The following is a 21,005-nucleotide window of genomic DNA, read 5'->3' as shown; positions in this document are numbered from 1 at the left end:
ATGAAACATCTTCTTACCTACGACATGATGGAATCGATCCGCGTGACCAACCAATGGCTTGGCTCCACCGCGAGAGCGATGTGCGGCTATCCCCAACTTGGGTTGATCCCGAATCCGATGATCAAGCTCACCGCCGCCTGGGGCGAGGTGATGGAGCGCAGCTTCGAACGCATGATCGCCAAGCCGGACTGGAACATTCACTCCATTCCTGGCACCGACGGGCGCGACCATCTGGTAGAGATCCAGACGGTGATGCCGCGCCCCTTTGGCGATCTGATCCGCTTCAAGGTGCAGGGCCGCGCGCCCACGGGCCGCAAGATACTGCTCGTCGCGCCCATGTCGGGCCACTACGCGACGCTTTTGCGGTCCACCGTGGTCAGCCTGCTGCCCGACTGTGATGTCTACATCACCGACTGGCACAATGCCCGCGATATCCCGGTCTCGGAAGGCAAGTTCGATATCGAGGACTATACGCTCTACCTCGTTGATTTCCTGCGTGAAATGGGGCCAGACACTCATGTTATCGCGGTTTGTCAACCTGCGCCCCTCGCGCTGGCCGCCACCGCCTATCTGGCCGAGGAAGACCCCGACGCACAGCCCCGCACGCTGACCCTGATCGGCGGCCCGATCGACCCGGATGCTGCCGCCACCGACGTCACCGATTTCGGCAATCGCATCACCATGGGCACGCTGGAACGCCACGTCGTTCAGCGCGTCGGCTTCAAGTACATGGGCGCTGGCCGCATGGTGTATCCCGGTCTTCAGCAGCTCAGCTCGTTCATGGCAATGAACGCGGAAAAGCACGCAAAGGCGTTTTCCAACCAGATCCTCGCCGTGGCCAAGGGCGAAGCGTCCGATCATGACAAGCACAACCGGTTCTACGACGAGTATCTTGCCGTGATGGACATGACGGCGGAATTCTACCTGTCCACCGTCGAGCGCATCTTCAAAGGACTGGAAATCGCACAGAATCGCTTCACCGTTGCGGGCAAAAAGGTCGATCTTGGCAAGATCACAACCGTTGCCGTGAAAACGGTCGAGGGCGGCAAGGACGATATCTCGGCCCCAGGTCAGTGTGTCGCTGCACTGCGGCTCTGCACCGGCCTGCCGGACTCCAAGAAAGCCAATTACCTGGAACCGAACGCGGGCCACTATGGCATCTTTGCCGGGAAAAGCTGGCGCACCAATATCCGCCCCTTGGTGTTGAACTTCATCGACGCCAATTGCGATGTGCCCAAAACCCCGGTAAGCGAAGCAACCGCCGCCGCGGAATAACCCCATGACGGCAGGCGCAGATATCTCCTTCGCCTGCCGCTGCGGCGCGGTGACCGGAACCCTTCATGATGTGCGCCCTTCCGAGGGCACCCATGTGGTCTGCCACTGCAACGCCTGTGCGCGGTCATTGGCCTTGTCTGGGCTGACAGAGGAGGCCACAGATGGCGTTGACCTGTGGCAAACCACCCCCGACCGCATCGACATAGCCACCGGCATCGATCATCTGGCGCCGGTTCGCCTGACGCCCAAGGGGATCTTTCGCTGGACTGCGCAGTGCTGCGATACGCCGATGTTCAATACCTTTGCCAGTCCGGGTATCCCGTTCACGGGTGTGCTGACCCGCAACCTGTCTGACCCTGCTCCGCTCGGACCCGTCATTGCCCATGGATTTGTCACCGGGCCTGACGGCAAGCAGCGCCACCAGAACGGCCACCGGGTCATATGGCGGATGCTGAAGCGCACGGTTGCCGCCAAGCTTGTCGGACGTGGCAAGCAAACACCGTTCTTCAAGGCTGATGGCAGCCCGATCGCCCCGGATAAGCTTGCACCGAAGGCTGGCTAACCCTCAGGTCGCCAACCACTGGTTCAGACACTCGGCCATCTGCTCGGGCTGTTCCAGCATCGGAATATGCCCTGCCTCTTCCAGCAGCACCATTCGCGCCTGCGGCAGCAGACCCGCCATGATTTCGTGGCGGCGCGGCGGAAACAGCCGATCATGCGCGCCACAAATGACAAGGGTCGGAACCATCAGGCGACGCAGCGTGCCCTGCTGATCGGGGCGTCGTTGCAACGCGCGGGATTGCGCCTGAAAACGATCCACCCCCGCCCGGGCTGCCATGTCAAGAATCGTGTCGATCACCGCAGCACGTCGCGCCCCCGGCGCAAGGGCAGCAGACGGCACCGCCTCGGCCATGGCGTGGTCCAGCCGCCCGGCCCGAGCCCGCGCAATCATCATGTCCCGCGTCGCCGCCACATTGGGCAATTCCGATAGGGCATCGGTTGCGATCAATGCCAACCGCGCCACCCTTTCCGGCGCTCGTCGCGCCAGCTCCATCGCCACCATGCCACCCAGTGAATGACCGACCAGCGCACACCGTTCCGGAAGGCTGTTCAGCACATGAGTGGCCATTTCTCGCACGCTATCCACACCGTCAAGCGACGCGACCTGAACCGACCTATGGAAAGACAGAGTTTCCAGCTGATTGCGGAATACCCGCGCGTCAGACATGAAACCGGGAATAAAAACAACGGGCTCCATTTACTCAACCCTATGAAAAATACCTACCCACCCTGCGCGCGCAGTGTCATGACGGTCTGTGCCGCATGTTGGGGCACCTGCACCCCCATGGCTGCCCAATGGCCATCGCAGAACCGAATGGCCTGCGCAAGATTGGCCGAAATCCCAGTGCCCGAAAGCTGCGCGATGCGCTGATCCCCGGCCCACAGCTCGCTTGGGCCGCCGGCCAGCAACGCGGTGATCAGCGGATCGCCCATGGAAATCACAACACCCCAATCACCAAGCATGTCGTTCCACTGAACCTGTGGAAACTGATACCCAAGACCGCCGATGGAAAAGATAATGTCCGACCGGCGTCCGGCGTCGGGTTGGCTCCAGTCAATCGGGCCGAGCGCCTCGGTCATCGAGACATGAATGATATAGGGATCATAGGGCCCGCCGCCCTCGCCATAGGACCAATCTGCGGTTGGGTAATGCCCGGCGCAATTGAAACTGATCGGTCCGCCATCAGTGCCGGTACCGGCAAAGAACCAGCCTTGTGAGAACTCGGACTCAATCCCCCAGTCCTGCGCCATAGAAGGCCCGGCAAGAGCCAGTGACATCAGCCCTATAGACACAGATTTGAGCAGGCTCATGAAATACCCCTGTCTGAAAATGACTTTTCAGCAGAGTTGCAGAGCCCCCTCTTCATGGCAACTGTTTTACATCTGCAAGGCCAGTCCAGCCGTGTCGAAGAAGTGGGTTCTGCCCTCTGAGAAGCAAAGTCCGACCTGATCGCCCACGCGAATGACTTCTTCACCATCGGCGCGAACAGTCAACTTGCCTGATGTGCCGCAATCGATCACCAGATAGTTGTCAGCGCCAAGATACTCAACAAGGTCGACCACGCCATCCAAATGACCGGTTCCCGGCTCTCCCAATTCGATGGCCTCGGGACGAATCCCAAGATTGACAGCGCCATCCGCGCCTTGTGCCGGTCCGCTGCGCCCATCCTGAATATGGAAAGCGCCCCCGCTGACCGTGCAGGGCAGGATGTTCATCTTGGGGCTGCCGATGAACTGCGCCACGAACAGATTTCCAGGCCGTTCATACAATTCCCTCGGGCTGCCCACCTGCTCGATCTTTCCCGCGCTCAGCACCACGATCCGGTCCGCCAGCGTCATGGCCTCGACCTGATCGTGGGTCACATAGATCATGGTGGAATCGAGCTGTTCATGCAGCTTGGCGATTTCGTACCGCATCTCGACCCGCAGCGCCGCGTCCAGATTGGATAGAGGTTCATCGAATAGAAACGCCGTGGGGTCACGCACGATGGATCTGCCGATGGCAACCCGCTGGCGCTGTCCGCCCGACAGGTCTTTTGGCCGGCGTTCCAGATACTCCTCCAGCCGCAGCGCACGGGCGGCCTCGGCCACTTTCTCTTCAATTTCTGCCTTTGGTGCGCCTGCGGTTTTCAGGGAAAACCCCATGTTTTCGGCCACCGACATATGCGGATAGAGTGCATAGCTCTGGAACACCATCGCCAGACCGCGTTTCGATGGCGGCTCTGCCGTGGCATCACGCCCGTCGATCATCACCTGACCCCGACTGGTTTCTTCCAGACCGGCGATCATCCGCAGCAAGGTCGATTTCCCGCAGCCCGACGGCCCCACGAAAATGACGAACTCCCCGTCATTGATCTCAAGATCCACACCCTTGATGACCTGAACGTCACCGTACCATTTCTCAACGGCATTCAACGTGATAGCGCCCATGGCTCACAGCTCCTCTGCATTGGGAGAGGCCCATCCGAGCCAGATTGCCGCCGTCCAGGTGAAGGTTCCTCCACCGGCAGGCGTTCCGTTATGTGGGTCGAAATATTCGGCAAATCCATGCTCGGAAATCAACCGAGCGGTGTCGCTGCGCACGCGCTCCGCCTCGGTTTTCAAGCCCGCTTCGGCCAACCCGACGCCCACCATCATGTTCATGACCCCCCAGACCGGCCCGCGCCAATAGCGCAGCCCCTCGAATTTCGGGCTCGTCGGGTCGTAGCTCGGCACCGAATAGGGGGCGGCGGCCAATATCCTGTGCAGGGTGTCCAGAGGCTGGCCATCGCGCAGCCCTCCCCACCAGCCAAGGAAAGAGGCATTGGTGACACAACCCGCCAGCCGTCCGGTCCGCAGGTTGCGGCTGTCGTAACAGGCGGTATCGGGATTCCACAATGTCTCGGCCCCGGCTTCCAACCGCGTGATCCAGCCGTCAATCTCTGTGCGGTCCTCGCCCAAGGCATCCGCGATCCGGGCCAGATCCCGGCAGGCCCGCATCAATGTAAAGGTCAGCGTCGGGTCGGCCACGCGGAACGGGCTCTCTGCCGCAATCGCCGCATCATCCCATTTGCGTTCGCGGCCAAACTGCACCAGCCAGATATAGCGATCGTAGTCGGCCTTTGTTGGCCGCATCTTGGGATCCACATGGCCCGTGTCTCGGCGGGTATAGGCGGCGACTCCCTCGGGTTCGAACCCTGCCATCGCCTCGTCCCAATCCGGTGCGTTGTCGCGCCCTGCTTCCCAAGGATGGCTGATCGCCACAGCGCCGGATTCCGCCCGTGCCGCGATGAACCATCGATGAAACGCCATCAGGCGCGGGAACATTCCCCGCAACCGCGCCATGCCCGCGCCCGGATCTTTTTGGTAGATCCGCCAGGCAAAGCTGGCTGCAACCGCGGGCTGGCTGATCCCCGAAGAGGCAACCCGGCCCTCACCTTTGCCGACAGCCCCGTCTGTGCCCCAGACATCCGCACCGGGAAAATAGCCCGGATCGGAAACGTGGAATTGGATATGCGGCACCATGCCGTTTTCCCACTGGCCCGCCATGAGGGTTTCCAGCTCAGTCCAGGCCCGGTCGATATCGAACGCGGCAAAGCCAAAAGCAGCAAAGGCGCTGTCCCAGTTCCATTGGTAGGGATAGAGCCCCGCCGTCGGCACGGTATACCCTCCGCGATCGTTCAGGCGCAGGATCCTGCGGGCCTCGGCATCCAGTTGATCAACCCGCTCTGTCGTCATATCGAACATACCCGTCATCCCTTGACCGACCCCGCGGTCAATCCGCGTGTCATGAATTTCTCCAGCCCCAGGAACAGGGCCATAACCGGCAGGGTGGCGATGACCGCCCCCGCCATAAGGTGCTGTCGCGGCACTTCCGAGCTGTTCAGCATCGCCACCCCGCGCGTCAGCGTGAAGCGTGACGGATCATCGAGCAGCATGAAGGCCAACAGGAACTCGTTCCACGCGATCATGAAAACATAGAGCGACACGCTCGCCAGCGCGGGCAACGACAGCGGCAGGGTGATCTTCCAGATCACTTTCAAGCGGCTTAGCCCGTCCATCAGGCCCGCTTCTTCAACCTCGGCAGGCAGCCCGCGGAAATAGCCCTGCAACATATAAAGCGCGACAGGGATCGTCGTGACCGGATAGATCATCACGATGCCCAGGATCGAGTTACGCAAACCCGTCATCGAGAAGACGATGTAGATCGGCAGCGCCAGCACGATCATCGGCACCATGTAGATCAGCAGGATCGACCGGCCCATGGTCTTCTGCCCCTTAAAGCGCAGTCGCGCGACCGCGTAGGCGCCGGGGATGCTGAAGGCCAGGGTAATGAACACCGTCAGCACCGAGACGAAAAAGCTGGTCCACATATAGCGGCCGAAATTGAAGTCTCGGAACAGCTCCACATAGGACCGGAAAAGGCCCCAGCCCTGGCTCAGGTCGATGGTGAAATCGAGTGGATTTGCAATCAATTCGCCCTGGCTTTTCAGGCTGGTCATCACCATCACGTAGAAAGGAATGGCCACAATCGCGGTGAAGAACACATAGCCAAACCCGGACAGAAACCGGATCTCAGCCTCTTCGAATTCATGCCGGGTCATCGCCCCTGCGGGGCTTTCGGCCAACATGGTGGAAAGCGGCCACCCCGTGAAAAGGCCGAACAGGGCCCCGGCCAACAGCTTCAGAGCAACTTCTGTGCCGTCCCCGAACAGGATCGGCGCCACAGGAGTGAACCCAAGCCCTACGCCCAGCGCGACCCCCAGAGCGACCAGCGCGGGCGCACCGGGTTGGCGAACACCAGCCAGACCCAGAACCGCGCCGCTGATCACAATGCCGAGCAGCCCCGGCCGAAAGGCACCGCCGGTCGTAAAGGACAGAAGAACCGAAACCGAGACCGAAATCACGAAGGCCCAGAGGATACCTATCTGCGGCCCGACGAAGGCCCCATGCCAAAGCCTGCTCATTGCGCCGCCTCCTTCAGATTTAGTGGAATGCTCCGGCGGGTGCCGCCACAGCCCGCGGATAGCGGTCCTGCGTATCCACGGGGGATGTATGGGGGGTGTACGCCCGGTGTACGGGCGGCAACGGCGGTTTCACGCCCGGAAAGCACACACGGATCGACGCCGAAAGCAGGAAAATAACCTGTCCTCATAGCCCCTCCTCCCGCGACATGAAGCGGAAGAAGCCCCAGGAAAATGCCAGCAGACACAACAGGATCACAACTGCCACAGCCGCGCCCGCGCCGATATTGGACAGCTCGAAGGCCTGCTCGTAGACATTGACCGTCAGCGTCCGCGTCCCGGCATTGCCGCCGGTCAGCAGGAAGATGTCGTCAAACTTGTTGAACGTCCAAATAAAGCGCAGCAAAAACAGTACGCTAAGGATGCCCATCAGTTGCGGCAGGCTGAGGTACCGGAACTTTTGAAAAGGGCTCGCCCCATCCATATCGGCAGCCTCGTACATATCCGTATCAATGGATTGCATCCGCGCGAGGATGAACAGGAAAGACAGTGGGAAATAGCGCCAGATCTCGAACACCGTCACCATGATCAGCGCCAGCGGGCGTTCCCCGAAGAAGTTGATGCTGCTCTCGGCCACGCCCATCTGCACCAAGAGCGCATTCACCGAGCCTGAGAACGGATCGAACAAAATCACCCACGAAAACGCCACCGCAATCACCGGCGCAACATAGGGGAACAAGAAGAACCCGCGCAGAATTCCCTGCCCCCGAAAGCTGCGGTTCAAGAGCAGTGCCGCAAACAGCCCGACGACAAGCGCACCGATTGTGCCCACGATGGTATAGAACATGGTCGCCCAGATCACCGCCCAGAAGTCTCGGCTATCAAACAAGCGGGCAAAGTTCTCGAAGGTGAATTCCGCATTGGTCAGGATGAAATCCGCTTCGCCAGTCAAAACCGGCTCGACATCGTCGACATCTGTTTCATTGTCGAAATAGTCTTGCGATACAGTGCCTTCGATCGCGATGGTTTCTCTCTGACCGCCGTCGAGATCGCCAAGATCGCAGAACAGGTCTGAACCGGACAAGGTGCAGCGCGGGTCAATCTCGCCCGGCATGAAGCCTAATGGCAATGCATCGCGCAGGGTAACTCCGGTGATCACCTCTTCGGGCGAGGAATTGCGGATCCGGAATTGCCATGTGGCGTCGTCGCCCGCGTCAGATGGGCGGCCTCGCATCTGTTCACTCGCAACCGGAGCAGGGGCGCGCAGGTCGGCCAGTTCCACCGGCTTCACGCTGATCCAGAAGATCGCGAGAAGCGGAAGGATCACCACCAACGCCACCGCCGAGAGGGTCGGCAACAGAAGGCCCCAGGCCAGTCGCGCTTCACGGCGCGCAAGGGGGCCGGTGCCCTTTGGGGGGACGGCAGAGGTCATTCATCCGCTCCGGTTAATAATAAGGAAAGGGGTGGCCCCGGTTGATTGAGGAAACCGGGGCCAGGAGGAAGCAGACCTATCAGAGGCCAGCTATTTCTTCGTTCATAAGCGCGACCGTCGCGGCGGCATCACGCTCGCCATCGATATATTCACGCACCAAGCGGTTGATGACCTGGCTGTTGATGATGCGGCTTGCCAGCGCCAGCTGGCCCTCTGCAACACCCCAACGCTGTGCGACATCCAGGCCGCCGACGATTTCGTCGATCATCTCCTGAGCGTAGAGCTCGCCAAGCGGTGCGCGGCGGTCGACGCCAACCTCAAGCTCGGCCCATGCATCTGCGAAGGCCGTGGGGTCTTCCGCAGTGCCGCGGCGGACCGGAAACTTGCCCTCGGGTGCGATGGCCAGCGTCGCGGTGTAGCCTTCGTTCATGGAGTATTCCACGAACTGCATCGCCGCATCGGTATCCGCATCAGCGGTGATCCCGAAGTAACGCACATCGCCCCAAGCTGCCCCATCGGGGTTCGAGGGACCAGCAAAGTTGGTCACGATGCCAGTCGCGGCAGCCAGATCCCGGCTGGTCGGATCATCGTTGATGGTGGGCGGGGCGCTGTCACGCAGACCGGCCAGTTCATCAAGGATAAAGGGCGACCAGATAATCATCGCCGCGCGGCCCGCGAAGTAAAGCTCGCGAGATTGCTGCCAGAAGAGTTCACCTTCCGGGCTTGCCTCCACGATGGCACGGTAGAATTCCAAAACCTCGGTGGTGGCGTCCACATCCAGTTCAGCAACACCGTCTTCGTCCACTGGCGACACGCCGTTGGCAAGGAAGACATGTTCCAGAACCTGGCTCATGAAGTTTTCGTCCACCTTGGTTGCGGCGACGAAGCCGAACATCTCTGGCGGATTGTGCAGAGCTTCGATGGCAGCCAGCACGTTTGCGTAGGTGTTGGGCGGCTCCAGCCCGTTTTCCGCAAACAGGTCGGCGCGATAGACGATCATCTGCGTCCAGCCATCCACCGGTACCGAGGCATAGCCGTCCGGCGTTGCAGCCATTTCCAGCGCGCCGGATGCGAAAGTCTCCATGCCGAGCACGTCGATCACATCAGATGCGGCGTCGGTGTCGAGAATGCCCGCCTCTGCCCAAGGCAGTGCGTATTGCAGCGGATGGTAGATCACGTCGGGCAGATCACCAGCCGCAAAGGCCGCCGTTGCGCGGGTGCCCAGATCGGATTCGGTGACCGGGATAACCTCCACTTCGATGCCGGTTTCTTCGGTGAAGTCCGCAGCCATTGCCTCTTGCCGGGCAAGACGTTCGGGTTGTTCTTCCGTGGTCCAGAAGCGGATCGTGTCCGCCCCGGCAGCGGCGCTGAGCGCCAGGGTCGAGGCAGCTGCCAGCAGCAAAGCCCGTCCTGTCTTGGTCATCAAAGTCATAGTTCACTCCCTTGGTTGGTCTCTTTCGCCGGGTTCACCCGGCACTCAGGTATTGGGTGCCCGTCCATCAGAACCGCGAGCGATCAGATGGGCCGGGACGGTTTCGCGTAGTTTGTCGGGGGCGGCCCCCCGGATCAGGGCAAACAGCATCTTTGCCAAACGCGCGCCTGCAGCGCGGGTATCGACCGCGTAAGTGGTCAGCGGAGGCGTTGCTGTGGCCGCCTCTGGAATGCCATCGTAGGACAGGACCGACAGGTCGCGACCGATGACAAGCCCCCGCGCCTCTGCTGCGCGGTAAACCCCAAGCGCTGCCAGATCCAATGCACAGACAATCGCCGTGGGTGGATTGGGCTGATCCAACAGCTCATGCCCCAGGGCCTCACCCGATGCGATGGTGGTTGCGCCGTCTCGGATCAGGTTGGCGTCAACCTGAAGGCCTGCTTTGGACAGCCCCTCTTTGAAACCGTCAAGGCGCAGCGTGGCGTAATTGTAGACTGTAAGACCGTTGATGAAGCCAATCCGCTGGTGTCCCATCCCCGCCATACGCAAGACCCCGTCCCGCATGGCATCTTCGCCCGAAATGTCGAACCAGGCACAGCCCTTGGGGTCACCTGTGCGGCCATAGAGCACAAACGGAACCTCCAATTTGCGCAGCAAGTCGATGCGCGCATCCTGGATCTTGGTACGTGGCAGGATGAACCCATCAACCTTCCGCTCCTCGACAAGTCGCGCCATTGTGGCGACCTCGTCTTCCTCGTCAAAGGCGGTGGCGACGGTCAGGGACCAGGCCTCTTCCGAAGCGGCGCGGCTGATCCCGTCGAGGAAATCGGTCAGGAAGGGCTTGTGTGCATTTCCCGGCCCCGCGTTCAGAACCAACCCAAGAGACCGGGACAGCCCGGTGCGGATCGCCTGCGCCTGCGCCATGGGCCGATACCCCATGCGCTCGGCCATGCGCGTTACCCTCAGGCGGGTCGCATCCGAGATATCAGGATAGCCATTGAGCGCCCGGCTGACCGTGCCCTTGGCAATCCCCAATTCCTGCGCCAGATCGTTGATCGTGACGCGGCCCCGATTGCCGGATTTGAACTGAACGACGGACATAGTTTTCCTTCTCCCGACTCAAACGCTCGGCTCCGAAACCGGTTTCGGCAAGGGGTTTTTCACCCCATCCACCGAAACCGCCCCGAAACAGGCGCTTGTCAGGGTAGGATTTCAGCCGTCCATTCGAGGATCGTTTCCGCCACTGGCGCGGTCATTGCGGGGCTCAGAATATCGCCCGCAATCACATGGAAATAAGGGTCAGCGCCGGTCTCGGGCAGGGTCTGTGGGGCCAGAGTCACAGGGCCGCCCCAGCCCGCGATAAACTCACGAGAGGCCGCTGCCGAAACCACCTGATCATTTTCTGAAAAAATCACCAGAACCGGTGCCGAAACACCGCTGTAGTCGCGGTTCCTTGCCTCTCGCATCAAGGTTCCAAGGCTTGTCAGGGCCCCGGTTCCATAGCGAGTCGTCCAGTAGCGACCATGGCCTTCGTTCAACGCCTCCCATGCTCGTTCCTCACCCGCCAAAAGCGGTACGAGACGGCGTGCAAAGGCCAGTTCGGTGATGGCGGCAGCGGGGTTCGCGACCCGGAAATTGGGCGACACCATTACCACGCCAGCCACGTTTTCAGCCATGTCGGGTTCCGTCATCGCGTAAGCCGCCAGCGTCGCACCTGTCGAGGTGCCCATGATCAGCACCCGTTCCCCGGCCATGCGTGCCAGATCGAGGAACAGCGCCGCGTCATCGGCCCATTCGCTTGCCGTAGACGCCGCCAGCGCATCACCATCGCGACCATGGCCAGACAGGCGCGCATAGATCAGGTTCGCGCCAAGTGCTTCGGCCACCGTGTCGGGAACCGGCCGGATTTCTTCAGATGTGGCCGAAAACCCGTGCAGGTAGAGGATCGACAGCGGCGTCTGTGTTTCGGGTGCACCGGCCCAGATCACCCGCGCCTCTGTACCGGGAGTAATGTCGGAAAAGGCCGCTTCTCGCGCCGCCAGCACCTCTGCGATGCCCCTGCCTTCAAGGGACGCAGGTGCGCCGCGTTCGATGCGTTCTCGCGGGCCAAGAAACAAAAGGCCAGCGGCAAGTGCAACCACCGCGATGGCAAGCAGGACGAGCCGTTTCAGAAATCTAAACATGGGTCAGAACATCCTCGATCGCCGCCTCGATGCGCGACAGGCAATAGTCATCGGAAAAGCGGTGATCGGCACCCTTCACCAGTTCCAGCCGGATATCCGGCCCCTCCACATGGGCAAGCAGGCGCAAGGCAACGGACATGTCCACATCCGCATCCGCCGTGCCTTGTAACAATCGCACGGGAGCATTGATCACAAGCGGGCTACGCAGGACCAGTTGATTGCGGCCATCCTCGATCATGCGTTTTGTGATGATGTAGGGCTCTCCATAGTCCGATGGCAAAGCAACCTGCCCTGTCGCAGCCATCTCGGCCTTCTGGGCATCAGACCAGCTGCCCCACATGCCGTCCTCGGTGAAATCGGGGGCAGCGGCGATACCCACCAGACCGGCCACCAGATCCGGGTGTTTTCGCGCAAAGAGCAGCGACTGCCAGCCACCCATGGACGATCCCACAAGGATTTGCGGGCCTTCGGTCAGCGTGATAATCGCGGCCTCGGCATCTTCGGCCCAATCGCCTATACACCCATCGGTGAACTGGCCAGAACTTTCGCCATGCCCGGAATAGTCAAACCGCAGAAAGGCCCGGCCCGTGCGCTTGGCCCAGGCCTCCAGATGCAGCGCCTTGCTGCCCTGCATGTCGGATTTCAGCCCGCCCAGAAACACCACGCCCGGTCCCGCGCCCGCGCTCTGGTGAAAGGCGATGGTGCGTCCCTGCCGTGTGGTCAGCGTCTGTGGGGTCATGGTCCGGTTGCCTCCTCTTTTTCCCATGGTTTTGCCCGTGGCACGGCTTGGGAACAAGAAATTATAGCCAGGCGCCCGAAAAATGGTGGCCTTTGATCGGGATGACATTGCGTCAAGCAAGGGCCTCCCCCGCCCTATTAACGTGGACAGACGGTGTTCAGGTGAATGGCAAGGGTACGGGATCAGGCCGGGCGGGTGCATCCACCCTTGACACAGGGCGCGCCAGGCGTCACCTCTGCCCCCCGAAACCATATACCCGCAACCGGGCGTTCCGTGGGCGCCAAACCGACGAGGAGCTTGTGCCAGATGGCCCAGATTTCCCTGACTTTCCCCGATGGCAATTCCCGTGACTACGCGGCTGGCGTGACGCCTGCCGATGTGGCCGCCGGCATTTCCAATTCCTTGGCCAAGAAGGCCATTTCCGCCACCGTGAACGGTGCCCATTGGGACATGCAATGGCCGATCGAGGACAATGCCTCCATCGCCATTCACACCATGCAGGACGACGCGCAGGCGCTGGAGCTGATCCGCCATGACTGCGCCCATATCATGGCCCGCGCCGTGCAGGAGATCTGGCCAGACGTGAAAGTCACCATCGGCCCGGTGATTGAAAACGGCTGGTACTACGATTTCGACCGGTCGGAGCCTTTCACCCCGGAAGACCTCGGCCAGATCGAAGCGAAGATGCGTGAGATCATCAACCGCCGCGATCCCGTGACCACCGAAATCTGGGATCGTGACCGCGCCGTGAAGTTCTATGAGGCCAATAACGAGCCCTACAAAGTGGAGCTGATCGAGGCCATTCCCGGCAACGAACCTCTGCGTATGTATTGGCACGGGCATTGGCAGGATCTGTGCCGAGGCCCGCATCTTCAGCATACCGGTCAGGTTCCGGCGGATGCCTTCAAACTGATGAACGTCGCGGGCGCCTATTGGCGCGGCGACAGCAAGCGCGCGATGTTGCAGCGCATCTACGGCGTCGCCTTCCGCAACAAGAACGATCTCAAGGCGCATCTGACGATGCTGGAGGAGGCCGCCAAGCGCGACCACCGCAAGCTTGGCCGCGAGATGAACCTCTTCCACATGCAGGAAGAAGCCCCCGGTCAGGTCTTCTGGCACCCCAATGGCTGGACCATCTACACCACGTTGCAGGACTACATGCGCCGCAAACAGCGCGCTGGCGGCTACCGCGAAATCAACACGCCTCAGGTCGTGGACCGCAAGCTGTGGGAAGCCTCTGGCCACTGGGAAAAGTACCAGCATCACATGTTCATTGTCGAAGTGGACGAAAGCCGCGACGGCGAGAATGACGATGCCAGCGCCAAAAACCGGGCCGAAACGCGGATCAATGCGCTCAAGCCGATGAACTGCCCCTGTCACGTTCAGGTATTCAACCAAGGTCAGAAAAGCTATCGCGACCTGCCCCTGCGACTGGCTGAATTCGGTTCCTGCGCGCGGTTCGAGCCGTCGGGTGCCCTGCATGGCATCATGCGGGTGCGTGGCTTTACCCAGGATGACGCGCACATCTTCTGCACCGAGGATCAGATCCAGGAAGAATGCGCCCGCTTCATCGACTTCCTGGCCAATGTCTATGCGGAACTTGGCTTCCCCGAATTTGAAATCCGCTTCGCCACCCGCCCCGAAAAGCGCGTGGGCAGCGATGAAAGCTGGGACTATGTCGAAGGCGCGCTGGAAAACGCGATCAAGGCCGTTGGCCGCAATTACACGCTGGAACCGGGCGACGGGGCGTTCTACGGACCCAAGCTCGACTTCTACCTGACCGACGCGATTGGCCGGGTCTGGCAATGCGGCACGTTCCAGGTGGACCCGAACCTGCCAGAGAGGCTGGATGCGAACTATACGGGTGAGGATGGGGCCAAGCACCGGCCCTTCATGCTGCACCGCGCCTGCCTTGGGTCGTTCGAACGCTTCATCGGCATCCTGATCGAGAACTGGGAAGGCAAGCTGCCCTTCTGGCTGGCCCCGCGCCAGGTGGTCGTGGCTTCCATCGTGTCCGAGGCCGATGAGTATGTGCAGGAGGTCGTCGCCGCCCTGACTGCGCAAGGTGTTCGGGCCGAGGCCGATATTCGCAACGAAAAGATCAACTACAAGGTCCGCGAGCACTCTGTGGGCAAGGTTCCGGTGATCCTCGCCATTGGCCGCAAAGAGGTGGAGGAGCGCACGGTTACGCTGCGCCGCCTTGGGGAAAAACAGACCTCGGTTCTGGGACTGAATGAGGTTGTGGCCTCTCTCGCCGCGGATGCGGTCGCGCCCGATCTCCGCTGATCTGTTATGTGATCAAACTCCAAGGCCGGTCCCGATAGGGGCCGGCCTTTTTCGTTGATCCAGATCATATCCTGCCGGAAGAAACACGGCATTAGTGAGTGAATGACAACGCCAAGCACCTTCTCTGATCGCAAAAGGACCATCCTCGTCACCGGCGGTGCCGGTTTCCTGGGGATCAACCTGATCCGGCACCTTCTGGCGCAGGGTCATTCCCTGCGCAGTTGGGATATCGCGCCCTTCACCTACCCGGAGGCGGACCTCATAGACGTTCTGCAAGGTGATATCCGCGACCAGACACTCCATGATCGCGCCTTCGACGGGGTCGATATCGTGGTGCACTGCGCCGCCGCTTTGCCCCTTGCAAGCCAAGAAGAGATTTATTCAACCAACGCCGATGGCACTCATTTGCTGCTGAAGTCGGCGCTGCGAAAGGGTATCGGGCGCTTCGTCCATATCTCTTCGACCGCGGTCTATGGCATCCCCGATCACCACCCGCTGGTGGAGGCCGACCCGATGCAGGGTGTGGGGCCCTATGGCGATTCCAAGGTGATGGCCGAACGGCTGTGCCGTCAATACCGCTCCGACGGCCTGGTGCTGCCGGTCCTCCGACCTAAAAGCTTCGTCGGGCCGGAACGGCTCGGGGCGTTTGAGCTGCTGTATGATTTCGCCTCCACAGGACATAACTTCCCTGTTTTGGGATCAGGGCAGAACCGCTATCAGCTCCTCGATGTGGATGATCTGAACGCGGCGATCTGTCTGACCGCTTTTGGCGAGGCCGACACGGTGAACGACACGTTCAACATTGGCGCGGCAGAGTTCGGCACCATGCGTGAGAGTTTTCAGGCGGTGCTGGACCGGGCGGGTTTTGGCAAGCATATCATCGGTTTTCCCGCAACGCCCGCCATCTGGACCCTGCGCGGGCTGGAGGCGGTGCATCTCTCGCCACTCTACAAATGGATCTATGAGACCGCGTCGAAGGACAGTTTCGTCAGCATCGACCGCGCCCGCGACAAGTTGGGCTACACCCCACGGTATTCCAACATCGACGCGCTGCTGCGCAACTTTGACTGGTATCTGGCGAACCGCGACCGGATCGCCAAGGGCGCGGGCGTCACGCACCGGGTGCCTTGGAAACGCGGCGCTTTGTCGGTGTTGCGCGCCGTGCTCTAGCGCTCAGAAGTGGCTCACTTCCTCATCCGGCCGTCCAGCCGCGATGGCCAGCAGGCCACCCAGACCACACAGCGCAATCGGGAACATGGTGAAAACACCAAAGCCAAAGGCATAATACATCCCCGCCGCCGACAGCAGCAGGAAGATCCCGCCCCACAGCGCCCGCGCCCGCGCCATGGCCCCACCAGCCAGTGCCAGAATGGGGGAAATGATACTGGCCGCCTTGATCAGATCGGGGTTTTCCACCTGGCTGGCAATGTCAGGCACCTCGCCGAATGTGTCGATAAAGGTCACGTAACCATAGCCGAAGAACCCGACGATCATTCCCAGAATGCCGCCTATGATTCCCAGAACGAGGGCTGCGTTGCGCATGAAGGCTCTCCGATACTGTCTTGCCTGTTCGGACCCCGAGATAGGCACGATCCGGCAGAGAGCCAAGCCCAAAGCACCACTTTCGGTTGAAACATTTCCCGGACCGTAGGTTACGGCAGGCAAAAATCCGTCACCTTCCCCTAGGAGGAATCTTTTATCCAATCCCCTGAATTCAATCGATAATCACACGTCTTGGCCCAATTAACCGGCCTCACGCCGCCCTGACAACAGGTCACGCACGCGTGGTTGACGGGCCTGTGACTGGCCAGTGATCGACCCGGCGACTTACCACTTTCCCATCACCCGATCGTCGGGTGGGACACGGAAATTATCAGTTTCAAGGGAGCTACCCAATGTCGACCCAAATCAAATCGCTGGCCCTGATGGGCGCCGTTGCCGCCGCGCTTGGTGCCGTTACCGCCACCTCCGCCTCGGCGCAGGCGATGGAAAAATGCTACGGCGTTTCGCTGGCCGGTGAGAACGGCTGCGCCGCTGGTCCCGGCACCACCTGCGCCGGTTCCTCCACCATCGATTATCAGGGCAACGCCTGGACGCTGGTCCCCGCCGGCACCTGCGCTGAGATCGAATTGCCCGACGGCCGCATGGGCGAATCCGAGGCCTCGCTGGAAGCCGACGGTTACATCGGCCTGGCCCGTGACCTTCCCGATGGTCTGGCCGAGGACGTTCTGGCCCAGTACCGCGATGTCATGATGATGGACGGCTGATCCAATCATGACCTGCCCCTGGCCACCAAGGGCCGGGGGTTTGTCTGCACAAGACCCAAGGGACACGCCATGTACGATCTCGCGCAGGATAACCGTTTGCCCAACCTTTCGGGCATCGGATACAAACCCCAGCATTTCCAATCGCTTATCTCCGCGCCCGGCGCAGTCAGCTGGTTGGAGATCCATGCAGAGAACTACATGGGCGATGGCGGCCGTCCGCTGGCACAGCTCCGCGCTTTGGCAGACCGCTTCCCGATTTCGGTCCACGGTGTGGGCCTCTCCATCGGTGGTGAAGGCCCGCTCGATCCCGATCACCTCTCCCGCCTCAAGCATCTTTGCGAGTGGCTGAACCCCGCCAGTTTCTCGGAACATCTCGCTTGGTCCACCCATGGCGACCACTACCTGAACGACCTGCTGCCCCTGCCCTATACCGAGGCCACATTGACCCGCGTCTGCGCCCATATCGATGAACTGCAAGAAGTTCTGGGGCGTCCGATGCTGCTGGAAAACCCCTCCACATACCTCGCCTTTGCCGAGTCCACGATGGATGAGGTCACGTTTCTTTCGGAAATCGCAAAGCGCACCGGCTGCGGGCTGCTCTTGGATGTGAACAATGTCTTCGTGTCCGCCACCAACCAGAACTGGGACCCGGTCGCCTATGTCGACGCGTTCCCACTGGCGCAGGTGGGTGAGATCCATCTGGGCGGCCATGATGAGGATGAAGACGAGCACGGCGCGCCGCTGCTGATCGACAGCCATGGGCGCGAAGTGGTCGATCCGGTCTGGACGCTCTACGCCCATACTATCGCCCGCGGCGGGGCCAAGCCCACGCTGGTAGAATGGGACAACAACGTCCCCGATTTCCCGGTGCTGGAGGCCGAGGCCGCCCGCGCCGCGGCGATCCTGCAAGTGGCTCTGGTGTGATCCGATGCAACAATCCGACTTCACCGCCGCAATCCTCGATCCCGCCGCCCCGGTCCCCGCCGGTATGGTTGACCCAAAGGGCCGCCCGGCGGGCAAACGCTTCAACGTCTACCGCAACAACCTTGCCGCCTCGCTGTCTGAGGCGCTGGAGACGGGCTTTCCGGTGCTCGCCAAGCTTCTGGGCGAGAAAAGCTTCAAGACGCTGGCGCTCATATTCTCTCGCACCCATCCGCCCACCAGCCGCGCCCTGTCACAATATGGGCAGGCGATGCCGGACTTTCTGGAAGGGTTTCAACCCCTTGCGGCCTACCCTTACCTCGCCGACATCGCCCGGCTGGAGCTGGCGATCCGCCGGTCTTACCACGCCGCCGATGCGGACCCGCTGAACACCGCTGGCCTGGACCCGGAAACGCTGATGGAACTGACCCCAACCCTCGCGCCCGCCACCCAGATCATCACGTCGCCCTATCCGATCCACGGGATCTGGCGCCGCAATACGCAACCCGATGCCCCCAAACCGCAGCCCGTGGCCGAAACCGTCATTGTCACGCGGCCCGACTTTGACCCGATCCCGCATCTGCTGCCCGCAGGTGGCATTGCCTTCGCTCAGGCGCTCGACGGGCGCACGACTATCGCCCTTGCGCTTGAGCGCGCCATCGAGGCCGCGCCGGGGCTCGACCTCGCCCCGCTCCTGACACTGTTCCTCACCTCCGGTGCGCTGACCAACCAGAAAGGACCCGACCAATGATGGCCCTCGTCTCCCTGCACAACCGTATCTTCACCGCGCTGGAAACCACCCTTGCGCCGATCCTGATGCCGACGCTTGCGCGCTTCGTCTTTGCCGCAACCCTGATGGTCTATTACTGGAATTCCGGACTGACCAAGCTTGGCGAGGGATTCACCGGCCTCTTCCAGCCCAATTTCAATGCCTATGTGCAGATCCTGCCCCGCATGTCCGAGGCCGTGGGCTATGACGCCAGCCAGCTTGGCACGTTCTGGCGGCTGGTGGTGGTCGCTGGCACCTGGGCCGAATTCATCCTTCCCGCGCTGATCGTGCTTGGCCTCTTCACCCGGCTGGCCTCACTTGGAATGATCGGCTTTGTCGTTGTGCAAAGCTATGTCGATATCGTCGGCCATGGGGTCAGTGCCGATGTAATCGGTGCATGGTTCGATGCGGGTTCCGATGCCCTGATCCTCGATCAGCGCGCCTTCTGGGTGTTCCTTCTGGCCTATATGGTGTTCCGGGGCGCCGGACCGGTGTCCGTTGACGCCGCCCTGCGCGCCCGCGCCTTGCCTCAGACCAGCGTGGCCTGAACATCCTTGCCCCAGCCTAAGTAGAGCGTCCCGTCATCCGCCCGGATCACGGGGCGCTTCATCAAGGCGGGGTTCGCGGCCAGCAGATCGGAAGGTGCGCCCTTGCGCTCCTCTTCCGACAAGCCACGCCATGTGGTCGACCGGGTATTGACCAGCGCATCCCCGAACGCGGCCAAAAACTCGGCCAGCTTATCCGCCCCCAAAGGCGCGGCCCGCACATCCACAAAATTTACCAGATGCCCCGCCCCTTCGAGTGTTTTCAGCGCCTTCCGGCAGGTATCGCAGGTTTTCAGACCGTAGAGTTCCATTCATGCCTCCTTGCCGTGCAACCCCATGACATTCCCATGACAGCCGCACGAAATTTCTTGCGTTTTTCTGAAATCACCCCATCTTTTCTGCCGTGACAACAGGTTTTCGCTGTCCCGCTCTCTAAAGGACGTCAGGCAGGGGTCGTCTGTCGGCACCACGCCGCCGCATCTCGTGGGTGGCACCAAGGAAGACTTGAGAAGGAAGAACGGACATGCCCACTGGCACCGTAAAATGGTTCAACACCACCAAAGGTTATGGCTTCATCGCGCCCGACGACGGCGGCAAGGATGTGTTTGTGCACATCTCGGCCGTGGAACGATCGGGGCTAACCGGCCTCGCCGATAACGAGAAAATCGGCTACGAGCTGCGCGAAGGCCGCGACGGCCGCGCCTCGGCGGTGGAGCTGCAAAAGCTCTGAACCATCCGGTGATCCGGAAAACGAAAGACGCCGCGAGGGGGACACCGCTCGCGGCGTTTTTTCATGGGGCGCGGAACGTCGTAGGGGCTACTCGCCGCGCCAGGAGGGGTCGAAATCGAGCAGAGTTTCCTGCCAGGCGTGCCAACGAGAACGGAAGTAACTCCAGCTAAGTTCATCATCTGCCCAGTGTTCCGGGCGCGCACGTTCAGGGACTTGCACCTTTCCATCAGCGAAAATATCTCCCCAATGGTCCCGCAACTGTGCAATGGTTGTTTCATTCACATACCTCACATCGGCACCTCGAAGAGTAGCCGCTGTGAGGTATGTGCACTCACTCATCTTCGCACCCCTGAAGTCAGCCCCCTGCATCTCCGCGCAAGTAAGGTCAGCCCCCAGAAGGTCTCCGGGCTGACCGGCAACGTCACTGTGTCACTCATTAACCACCCTCTCACGCATTGCGTTTTCCCTAACTCGCACCATATCCCCCATTATCCGGCCTTGGGGAGGGGCAATCGCCGCCAGCGCGCCTTGCGCTTCTCCTTTTGCGCCAGTAACGTGCCGCCGATTTCACGGGGGCGCACTCAGCTTTGGCCACCCGTGCCACGGACCAAAAAAGGACGCCCCAGAATGGAAGCCATCGGCAGCTTTATCCCGCTTATCCTGATCTTCGTGATCATGTATTTCCTGATGATCCGCCCGCAGCAGCAGCAGCGCAAGCAACATCAGGCGATGATCGAGGCCCTGCGCCGGGGCGATCAGGTGATCACCTCGGGCGGCTTCATCGGCAAGATCACCAAGGTCAAGGACGATGAGGAAATCGAGGTCGAATTGGCCGAAGGCGTCAAGGTCCGTGTCGTGCGCAGCACCATCGTGCGCGTTGTAAACAAGACCGAACCCGCAAGCGAATAATCAGACCTGAAGG

At 61.1% G+C, this 21,005-nt stretch carries 23 protein-coding genes; 10 read left to right on the top strand and 13 right to left on the bottom strand.

Annotation, left to right across the window (positions count from 1 at the left end):
- Together phaZ and ACROHD_RS04780 are read left to right on the top strand one after the other, a co-directional pair.
- On the top strand, window positions 1–1,275 hold the full coding sequence (phaZ, locus tag ACROHD_RS04785; RefSeq protein WP_432676207.1) for a polyhydroxyalkanoate depolymerase: 1,275 nt from the start codon (window positions 1–3) through the stop codon (window positions 1,273–1,275).
- Window positions 1,276–1,279: 4 nt separating this feature from the next.
- Window positions 1,280–1,837 (top strand): DUF6151 family protein, encoded by a 558-nt coding sequence (locus ACROHD_RS04780; RefSeq protein WP_432676206.1) that lies wholly within the window; start codon window positions 1,280–1,282, stop codon window positions 1,835–1,837.
- Window positions 1,838–1,840: 3 nt separating this feature from the next.
- Here ACROHD_RS04780 and ACROHD_RS04775 read toward each other — a convergent pair whose 3' ends face one another.
- The 10 genes from ACROHD_RS04775 to ACROHD_RS04730 all read right to left on the bottom strand — a co-directional run bounded on the left by ACROHD_RS04775 (window position 1,841) and on the right by ACROHD_RS04730 (window position 12,565).
- Window positions 1,841–2,533, bottom strand: a complete 693-nt coding sequence (locus tag ACROHD_RS04775; protein WP_432676205.1) for an alpha/beta fold hydrolase — start codon at window positions 2,531–2,533, stop codon at window positions 1,841–1,843.
- 23 nt (window positions 2,534–2,556) lie between these two features.
- Complete coding sequence (locus ACROHD_RS04770; protein ID WP_432676204.1) at window positions 2,557–3,147, bottom strand: hypothetical protein; 591 nt, start codon at window positions 3,145–3,147, stop codon at window positions 2,557–2,559.
- Window positions 3,148–3,213: 66 nt separating this feature from the next.
- Window positions 3,214–4,266, bottom strand: a complete 1,053-nt coding sequence (locus tag ACROHD_RS04765) for an ABC transporter ATP-binding protein (RefSeq protein WP_432676203.1) — start codon at window positions 4,264–4,266, stop codon at window positions 3,214–3,216.
- A gap of 3 nt (window positions 4,267–4,269) precedes the next feature.
- Window positions 4,270–5,571 (bottom strand): MGH1-like glycoside hydrolase domain-containing protein, encoded by a 1,302-nt coding sequence (locus tag ACROHD_RS04760; RefSeq protein WP_432676202.1) that lies wholly within the window; start codon window positions 5,569–5,571, stop codon window positions 4,270–4,272.
- The gene (locus tag ACROHD_RS04755; protein ID WP_432676201.1) at window positions 5,568–6,782 is read right to left on the bottom strand and encodes a carbohydrate ABC transporter permease; all 1,215 of its coding nucleotides are present in this window, start codon (window positions 6,780–6,782) and stop codon (window positions 5,568–5,570) included. The genes ACROHD_RS04760 and ACROHD_RS04755 overlap by 4 nt, the downstream gene beginning before the upstream one ends.
- A gap of 184 nt (window positions 6,783–6,966) precedes the next feature.
- Window positions 6,967–8,211 (bottom strand): sugar ABC transporter permease, encoded by a 1,245-nt coding sequence (locus tag ACROHD_RS04750; protein WP_432676200.1) that lies wholly within the window; start codon window positions 8,209–8,211, stop codon window positions 6,967–6,969.
- Window positions 8,212–8,290: 79 nt separating this feature from the next.
- A complete protein-coding gene (locus ACROHD_RS04745; protein WP_432676235.1) occupies window positions 8,291–9,634 on the bottom strand; it encodes an ABC transporter substrate-binding protein in 1,344 nt (447 codons plus the stop codon).
- Between the two features lie 54 nt (window positions 9,635–9,688).
- A complete protein-coding gene (locus tag ACROHD_RS04740) occupies window positions 9,689–10,744 on the bottom strand; it encodes a LacI family DNA-binding transcriptional regulator (RefSeq protein WP_432676199.1) in 1,056 nt (351 codons plus the stop codon).
- A gap of 98 nt (window positions 10,745–10,842) precedes the next feature.
- Window positions 10,843–11,826 (bottom strand): alpha/beta hydrolase, encoded by a 984-nt coding sequence (locus ACROHD_RS04735; protein WP_432676198.1) that lies wholly within the window; start codon window positions 11,824–11,826, stop codon window positions 10,843–10,845.
- On the bottom strand, window positions 11,819–12,565 hold the full coding sequence (locus ACROHD_RS04730) for an alpha/beta hydrolase (protein WP_432676197.1): 747 nt from the start codon (window positions 12,563–12,565) through the stop codon (window positions 11,819–11,821). The genes ACROHD_RS04735 and ACROHD_RS04730 overlap by 8 nt, the downstream gene beginning before the upstream one ends.
- 306 nt (window positions 12,566–12,871) lie before the next feature.
- On the opposite strand from ACROHD_RS04730, the gene thrS reads away from it, so the two are divergent.
- Together thrS and ACROHD_RS04720 are read left to right on the top strand one after the other, a co-directional pair.
- Window positions 12,872–14,851: a threonine--tRNA ligase gene (gene thrS / locus ACROHD_RS04725; RefSeq protein WP_432676196.1), complete on the top strand. Its 1,980-nt coding sequence runs from the start codon at window positions 12,872–12,874 to the stop codon at window positions 14,849–14,851.
- Window positions 14,852–14,953: 102 nt separating this feature from the next.
- Complete coding sequence (locus ACROHD_RS04720; protein ID WP_432676195.1) at window positions 14,954–16,021, top strand: NAD-dependent epimerase/dehydratase family protein; 1,068 nt, start codon at window positions 14,954–14,956, stop codon at window positions 16,019–16,021.
- A 3-nt stretch (window positions 16,022–16,024) separates the two neighbouring features.
- On the opposite strand, the gene ACROHD_RS04715 is transcribed toward ACROHD_RS04720, so the two are convergent.
- Window positions 16,025–16,393, bottom strand: coding sequence for a hypothetical protein (locus ACROHD_RS04715; RefSeq protein WP_432676194.1), 369 nt, complete (start codon window positions 16,391–16,393; stop codon window positions 16,025–16,027).
- 353 nt (window positions 16,394–16,746) lie between these two features.
- On the opposite strand from ACROHD_RS04715, the gene ACROHD_RS04710 reads away from it, so the two are divergent.
- The 4 genes from ACROHD_RS04710 (at window position 16,747) to ACROHD_RS04695 (ending at window position 19,356) form a co-directional block, all read left to right on the top strand.
- The gene (locus tag ACROHD_RS04710; RefSeq protein WP_432676193.1) at window positions 16,747–17,118 is read left to right on the top strand and encodes a BufA1 family periplasmic bufferin-type metallophore; all 372 of its coding nucleotides are present in this window, start codon (window positions 16,747–16,749) and stop codon (window positions 17,116–17,118) included.
- 69 nt (window positions 17,119–17,187) lie between these two features.
- Window positions 17,188–18,042, top strand: a complete 855-nt coding sequence (gene bufB, locus ACROHD_RS04705; protein WP_432676192.1) for an MNIO family bufferin maturase — start codon at window positions 17,188–17,190, stop codon at window positions 18,040–18,042.
- Window positions 18,043–18,046: 4 nt separating this feature from the next.
- Entirely contained in the window at window positions 18,047–18,790 is a 744-nt protein-coding gene (locus ACROHD_RS04700; protein ID WP_432676191.1) for an HvfC/BufC N-terminal domain-containing protein, read from the top strand.
- Complete coding sequence (locus ACROHD_RS04695) at window positions 18,787–19,356, top strand: DoxX family protein (RefSeq protein WP_432676190.1); 570 nt, start codon at window positions 18,787–18,789, stop codon at window positions 19,354–19,356. Before ACROHD_RS04700 ends, ACROHD_RS04695 begins: the two co-directional genes overlap by 4 nt.
- On the opposite strand, the gene ACROHD_RS04690 is transcribed toward ACROHD_RS04695, so the two are convergent.
- A complete protein-coding gene (locus tag ACROHD_RS04690; RefSeq protein WP_432676189.1) occupies window positions 19,338–19,664 on the bottom strand; it encodes an arsenate reductase family protein in 327 nt (108 codons plus the stop codon). The genes ACROHD_RS04695 and ACROHD_RS04690 overlap by 19 nt on opposite strands.
- 212 nt (window positions 19,665–19,876) lie before the next feature.
- On the opposite strand from ACROHD_RS04690, the gene ACROHD_RS04685 reads away from it, so the two are divergent.
- Window positions 19,877–20,083, top strand: a complete 207-nt coding sequence (locus ACROHD_RS04685) for a cold-shock protein (RefSeq protein WP_071688420.1) — start codon at window positions 19,877–19,879, stop codon at window positions 20,081–20,083.
- A gap of 87 nt (window positions 20,084–20,170) precedes the next feature.
- Here the strand turns inward: ACROHD_RS04685 and ACROHD_RS04680 are convergent, their stop codons facing one another.
- Window positions 20,171–20,479, bottom strand: coding sequence for a pentapeptide repeat-containing protein (locus ACROHD_RS04680; protein WP_432676234.1), 309 nt, complete (start codon window positions 20,477–20,479; stop codon window positions 20,171–20,173).
- Between the two features lie 231 nt (window positions 20,480–20,710).
- Here ACROHD_RS04680 and yajC point away from each other — a divergent pair, with 231 nt between their 5' ends.
- On the top strand, window positions 20,711–20,992 hold the full coding sequence (gene yajC, locus ACROHD_RS04675; RefSeq protein ID WP_432676188.1) for a preprotein translocase subunit YajC: 282 nt from the start codon (window positions 20,711–20,713) through the stop codon (window positions 20,990–20,992).
- Window positions 20,993–21,005 lie beyond the last annotated feature (13 nt).

The sequence above is a fragment of the Nioella aestuarii genome (assembly GCF_050896395.1).
Lineage (GTDB): Bacteria > Pseudomonadota > Alphaproteobacteria > Rhodobacterales > Rhodobacteraceae > Nioella > Nioella aestuarii.
Note: the sequence above shows the minus strand (reverse complement) of the source record. Positions and strands in the feature narration are given on the sequence as shown.

Excerpts from the sequence above, each read along its gene's own strand:
- phaZ (WP_432676207.1), top strand. The coding sequence starts at position 1 with ATGAAACATCTTCTTACCTACGACATGATGGAATCGATCCGCGTGACC.
- ACROHD_RS04780 (WP_432676206.1), top strand. The coding sequence starts at position 1,280 with ATGACGGCAGGCGCAGATATCTCCTTCGCCTGCCGCTGCGGCGCGGTG.
- ACROHD_RS04775 (WP_432676205.1), bottom strand. The coding sequence starts at position 2,533 with ATGGAGCCCGTTGTTTTTATTCCCGGTTTCATGTCTGACGCGCGGGTA.
- ACROHD_RS04770 (WP_432676204.1), bottom strand. The coding sequence starts at position 3,147 with ATGAGCCTGCTCAAATCTGTGTCTATAGGGCTGATGTCACTGGCTCTT.
- ACROHD_RS04765 (WP_432676203.1), bottom strand. The coding sequence starts at position 4,266 with ATGGGCGCTATCACGTTGAATGCCGTTGAGAAATGGTACGGTGACGTT.
- ACROHD_RS04760 (WP_432676202.1), bottom strand. The coding sequence starts at position 5,571 with ATGACGGGTATGTTCGATATGACGACAGAGCGGGTTGATCAACTGGAT.
- ACROHD_RS04755 (WP_432676201.1), bottom strand. The coding sequence starts at position 6,782 with ATGAGCAGGCTTTGGCATGGGGCCTTCGTCGGGCCGCAGATAGGTATC.
- ACROHD_RS04750 (WP_432676200.1), bottom strand. The coding sequence starts at position 8,211 with ATGACCTCTGCCGTCCCCCCAAAGGGCACCGGCCCCCTTGCGCGCCGT.
- ACROHD_RS04745 (WP_432676235.1), bottom strand. The coding sequence starts at position 9,634 with ATGACCAAGACAGGACGGGCTTTGCTGCTGGCAGCTGCCTCGACCCTG.
- ACROHD_RS04740 (WP_432676199.1), bottom strand. The coding sequence starts at position 10,744 with ATGTCCGTCGTTCAGTTCAAATCCGGCAATCGGGGCCGCGTCACGATC.
- ACROHD_RS04735 (WP_432676198.1), bottom strand. The coding sequence starts at position 11,826 with ATGTTTAGATTTCTGAAACGGCTCGTCCTGCTTGCCATCGCGGTGGTT.
- ACROHD_RS04730 (WP_432676197.1), bottom strand. The coding sequence starts at position 12,565 with ATGACCCCACAGACGCTGACCACACGGCAGGGACGCACCATCGCCTTT.
- thrS (WP_432676196.1), top strand. The coding sequence starts at position 12,872 with ATGGCCCAGATTTCCCTGACTTTCCCCGATGGCAATTCCCGTGACTAC.
- ACROHD_RS04720 (WP_432676195.1), top strand. The coding sequence starts at position 14,954 with ATGACAACGCCAAGCACCTTCTCTGATCGCAAAAGGACCATCCTCGTC.
- ACROHD_RS04715 (WP_432676194.1), bottom strand. The coding sequence starts at position 16,393 with ATGCGCAACGCAGCCCTCGTTCTGGGAATCATAGGCGGCATTCTGGGA.
- ACROHD_RS04710 (WP_432676193.1), top strand. The coding sequence starts at position 16,747 with ATGTCGACCCAAATCAAATCGCTGGCCCTGATGGGCGCCGTTGCCGCC.
- bufB (WP_432676192.1), top strand. The coding sequence starts at position 17,188 with ATGTACGATCTCGCGCAGGATAACCGTTTGCCCAACCTTTCGGGCATC.
- ACROHD_RS04700 (WP_432676191.1), top strand. The coding sequence starts at position 18,047 with ATGCAACAATCCGACTTCACCGCCGCAATCCTCGATCCCGCCGCCCCG.
- ACROHD_RS04695 (WP_432676190.1), top strand. The coding sequence starts at position 18,787 with ATGATGGCCCTCGTCTCCCTGCACAACCGTATCTTCACCGCGCTGGAA.
- ACROHD_RS04690 (WP_432676189.1), bottom strand. The coding sequence starts at position 19,664 with ATGGAACTCTACGGTCTGAAAACCTGCGATACCTGCCGGAAGGCGCTG.
- ACROHD_RS04685 (WP_071688420.1), top strand. The coding sequence starts at position 19,877 with ATGCCCACTGGCACCGTAAAATGGTTCAACACCACCAAAGGTTATGGC.
- yajC (WP_432676188.1), top strand. The coding sequence starts at position 20,711 with ATGGAAGCCATCGGCAGCTTTATCCCGCTTATCCTGATCTTCGTGATC.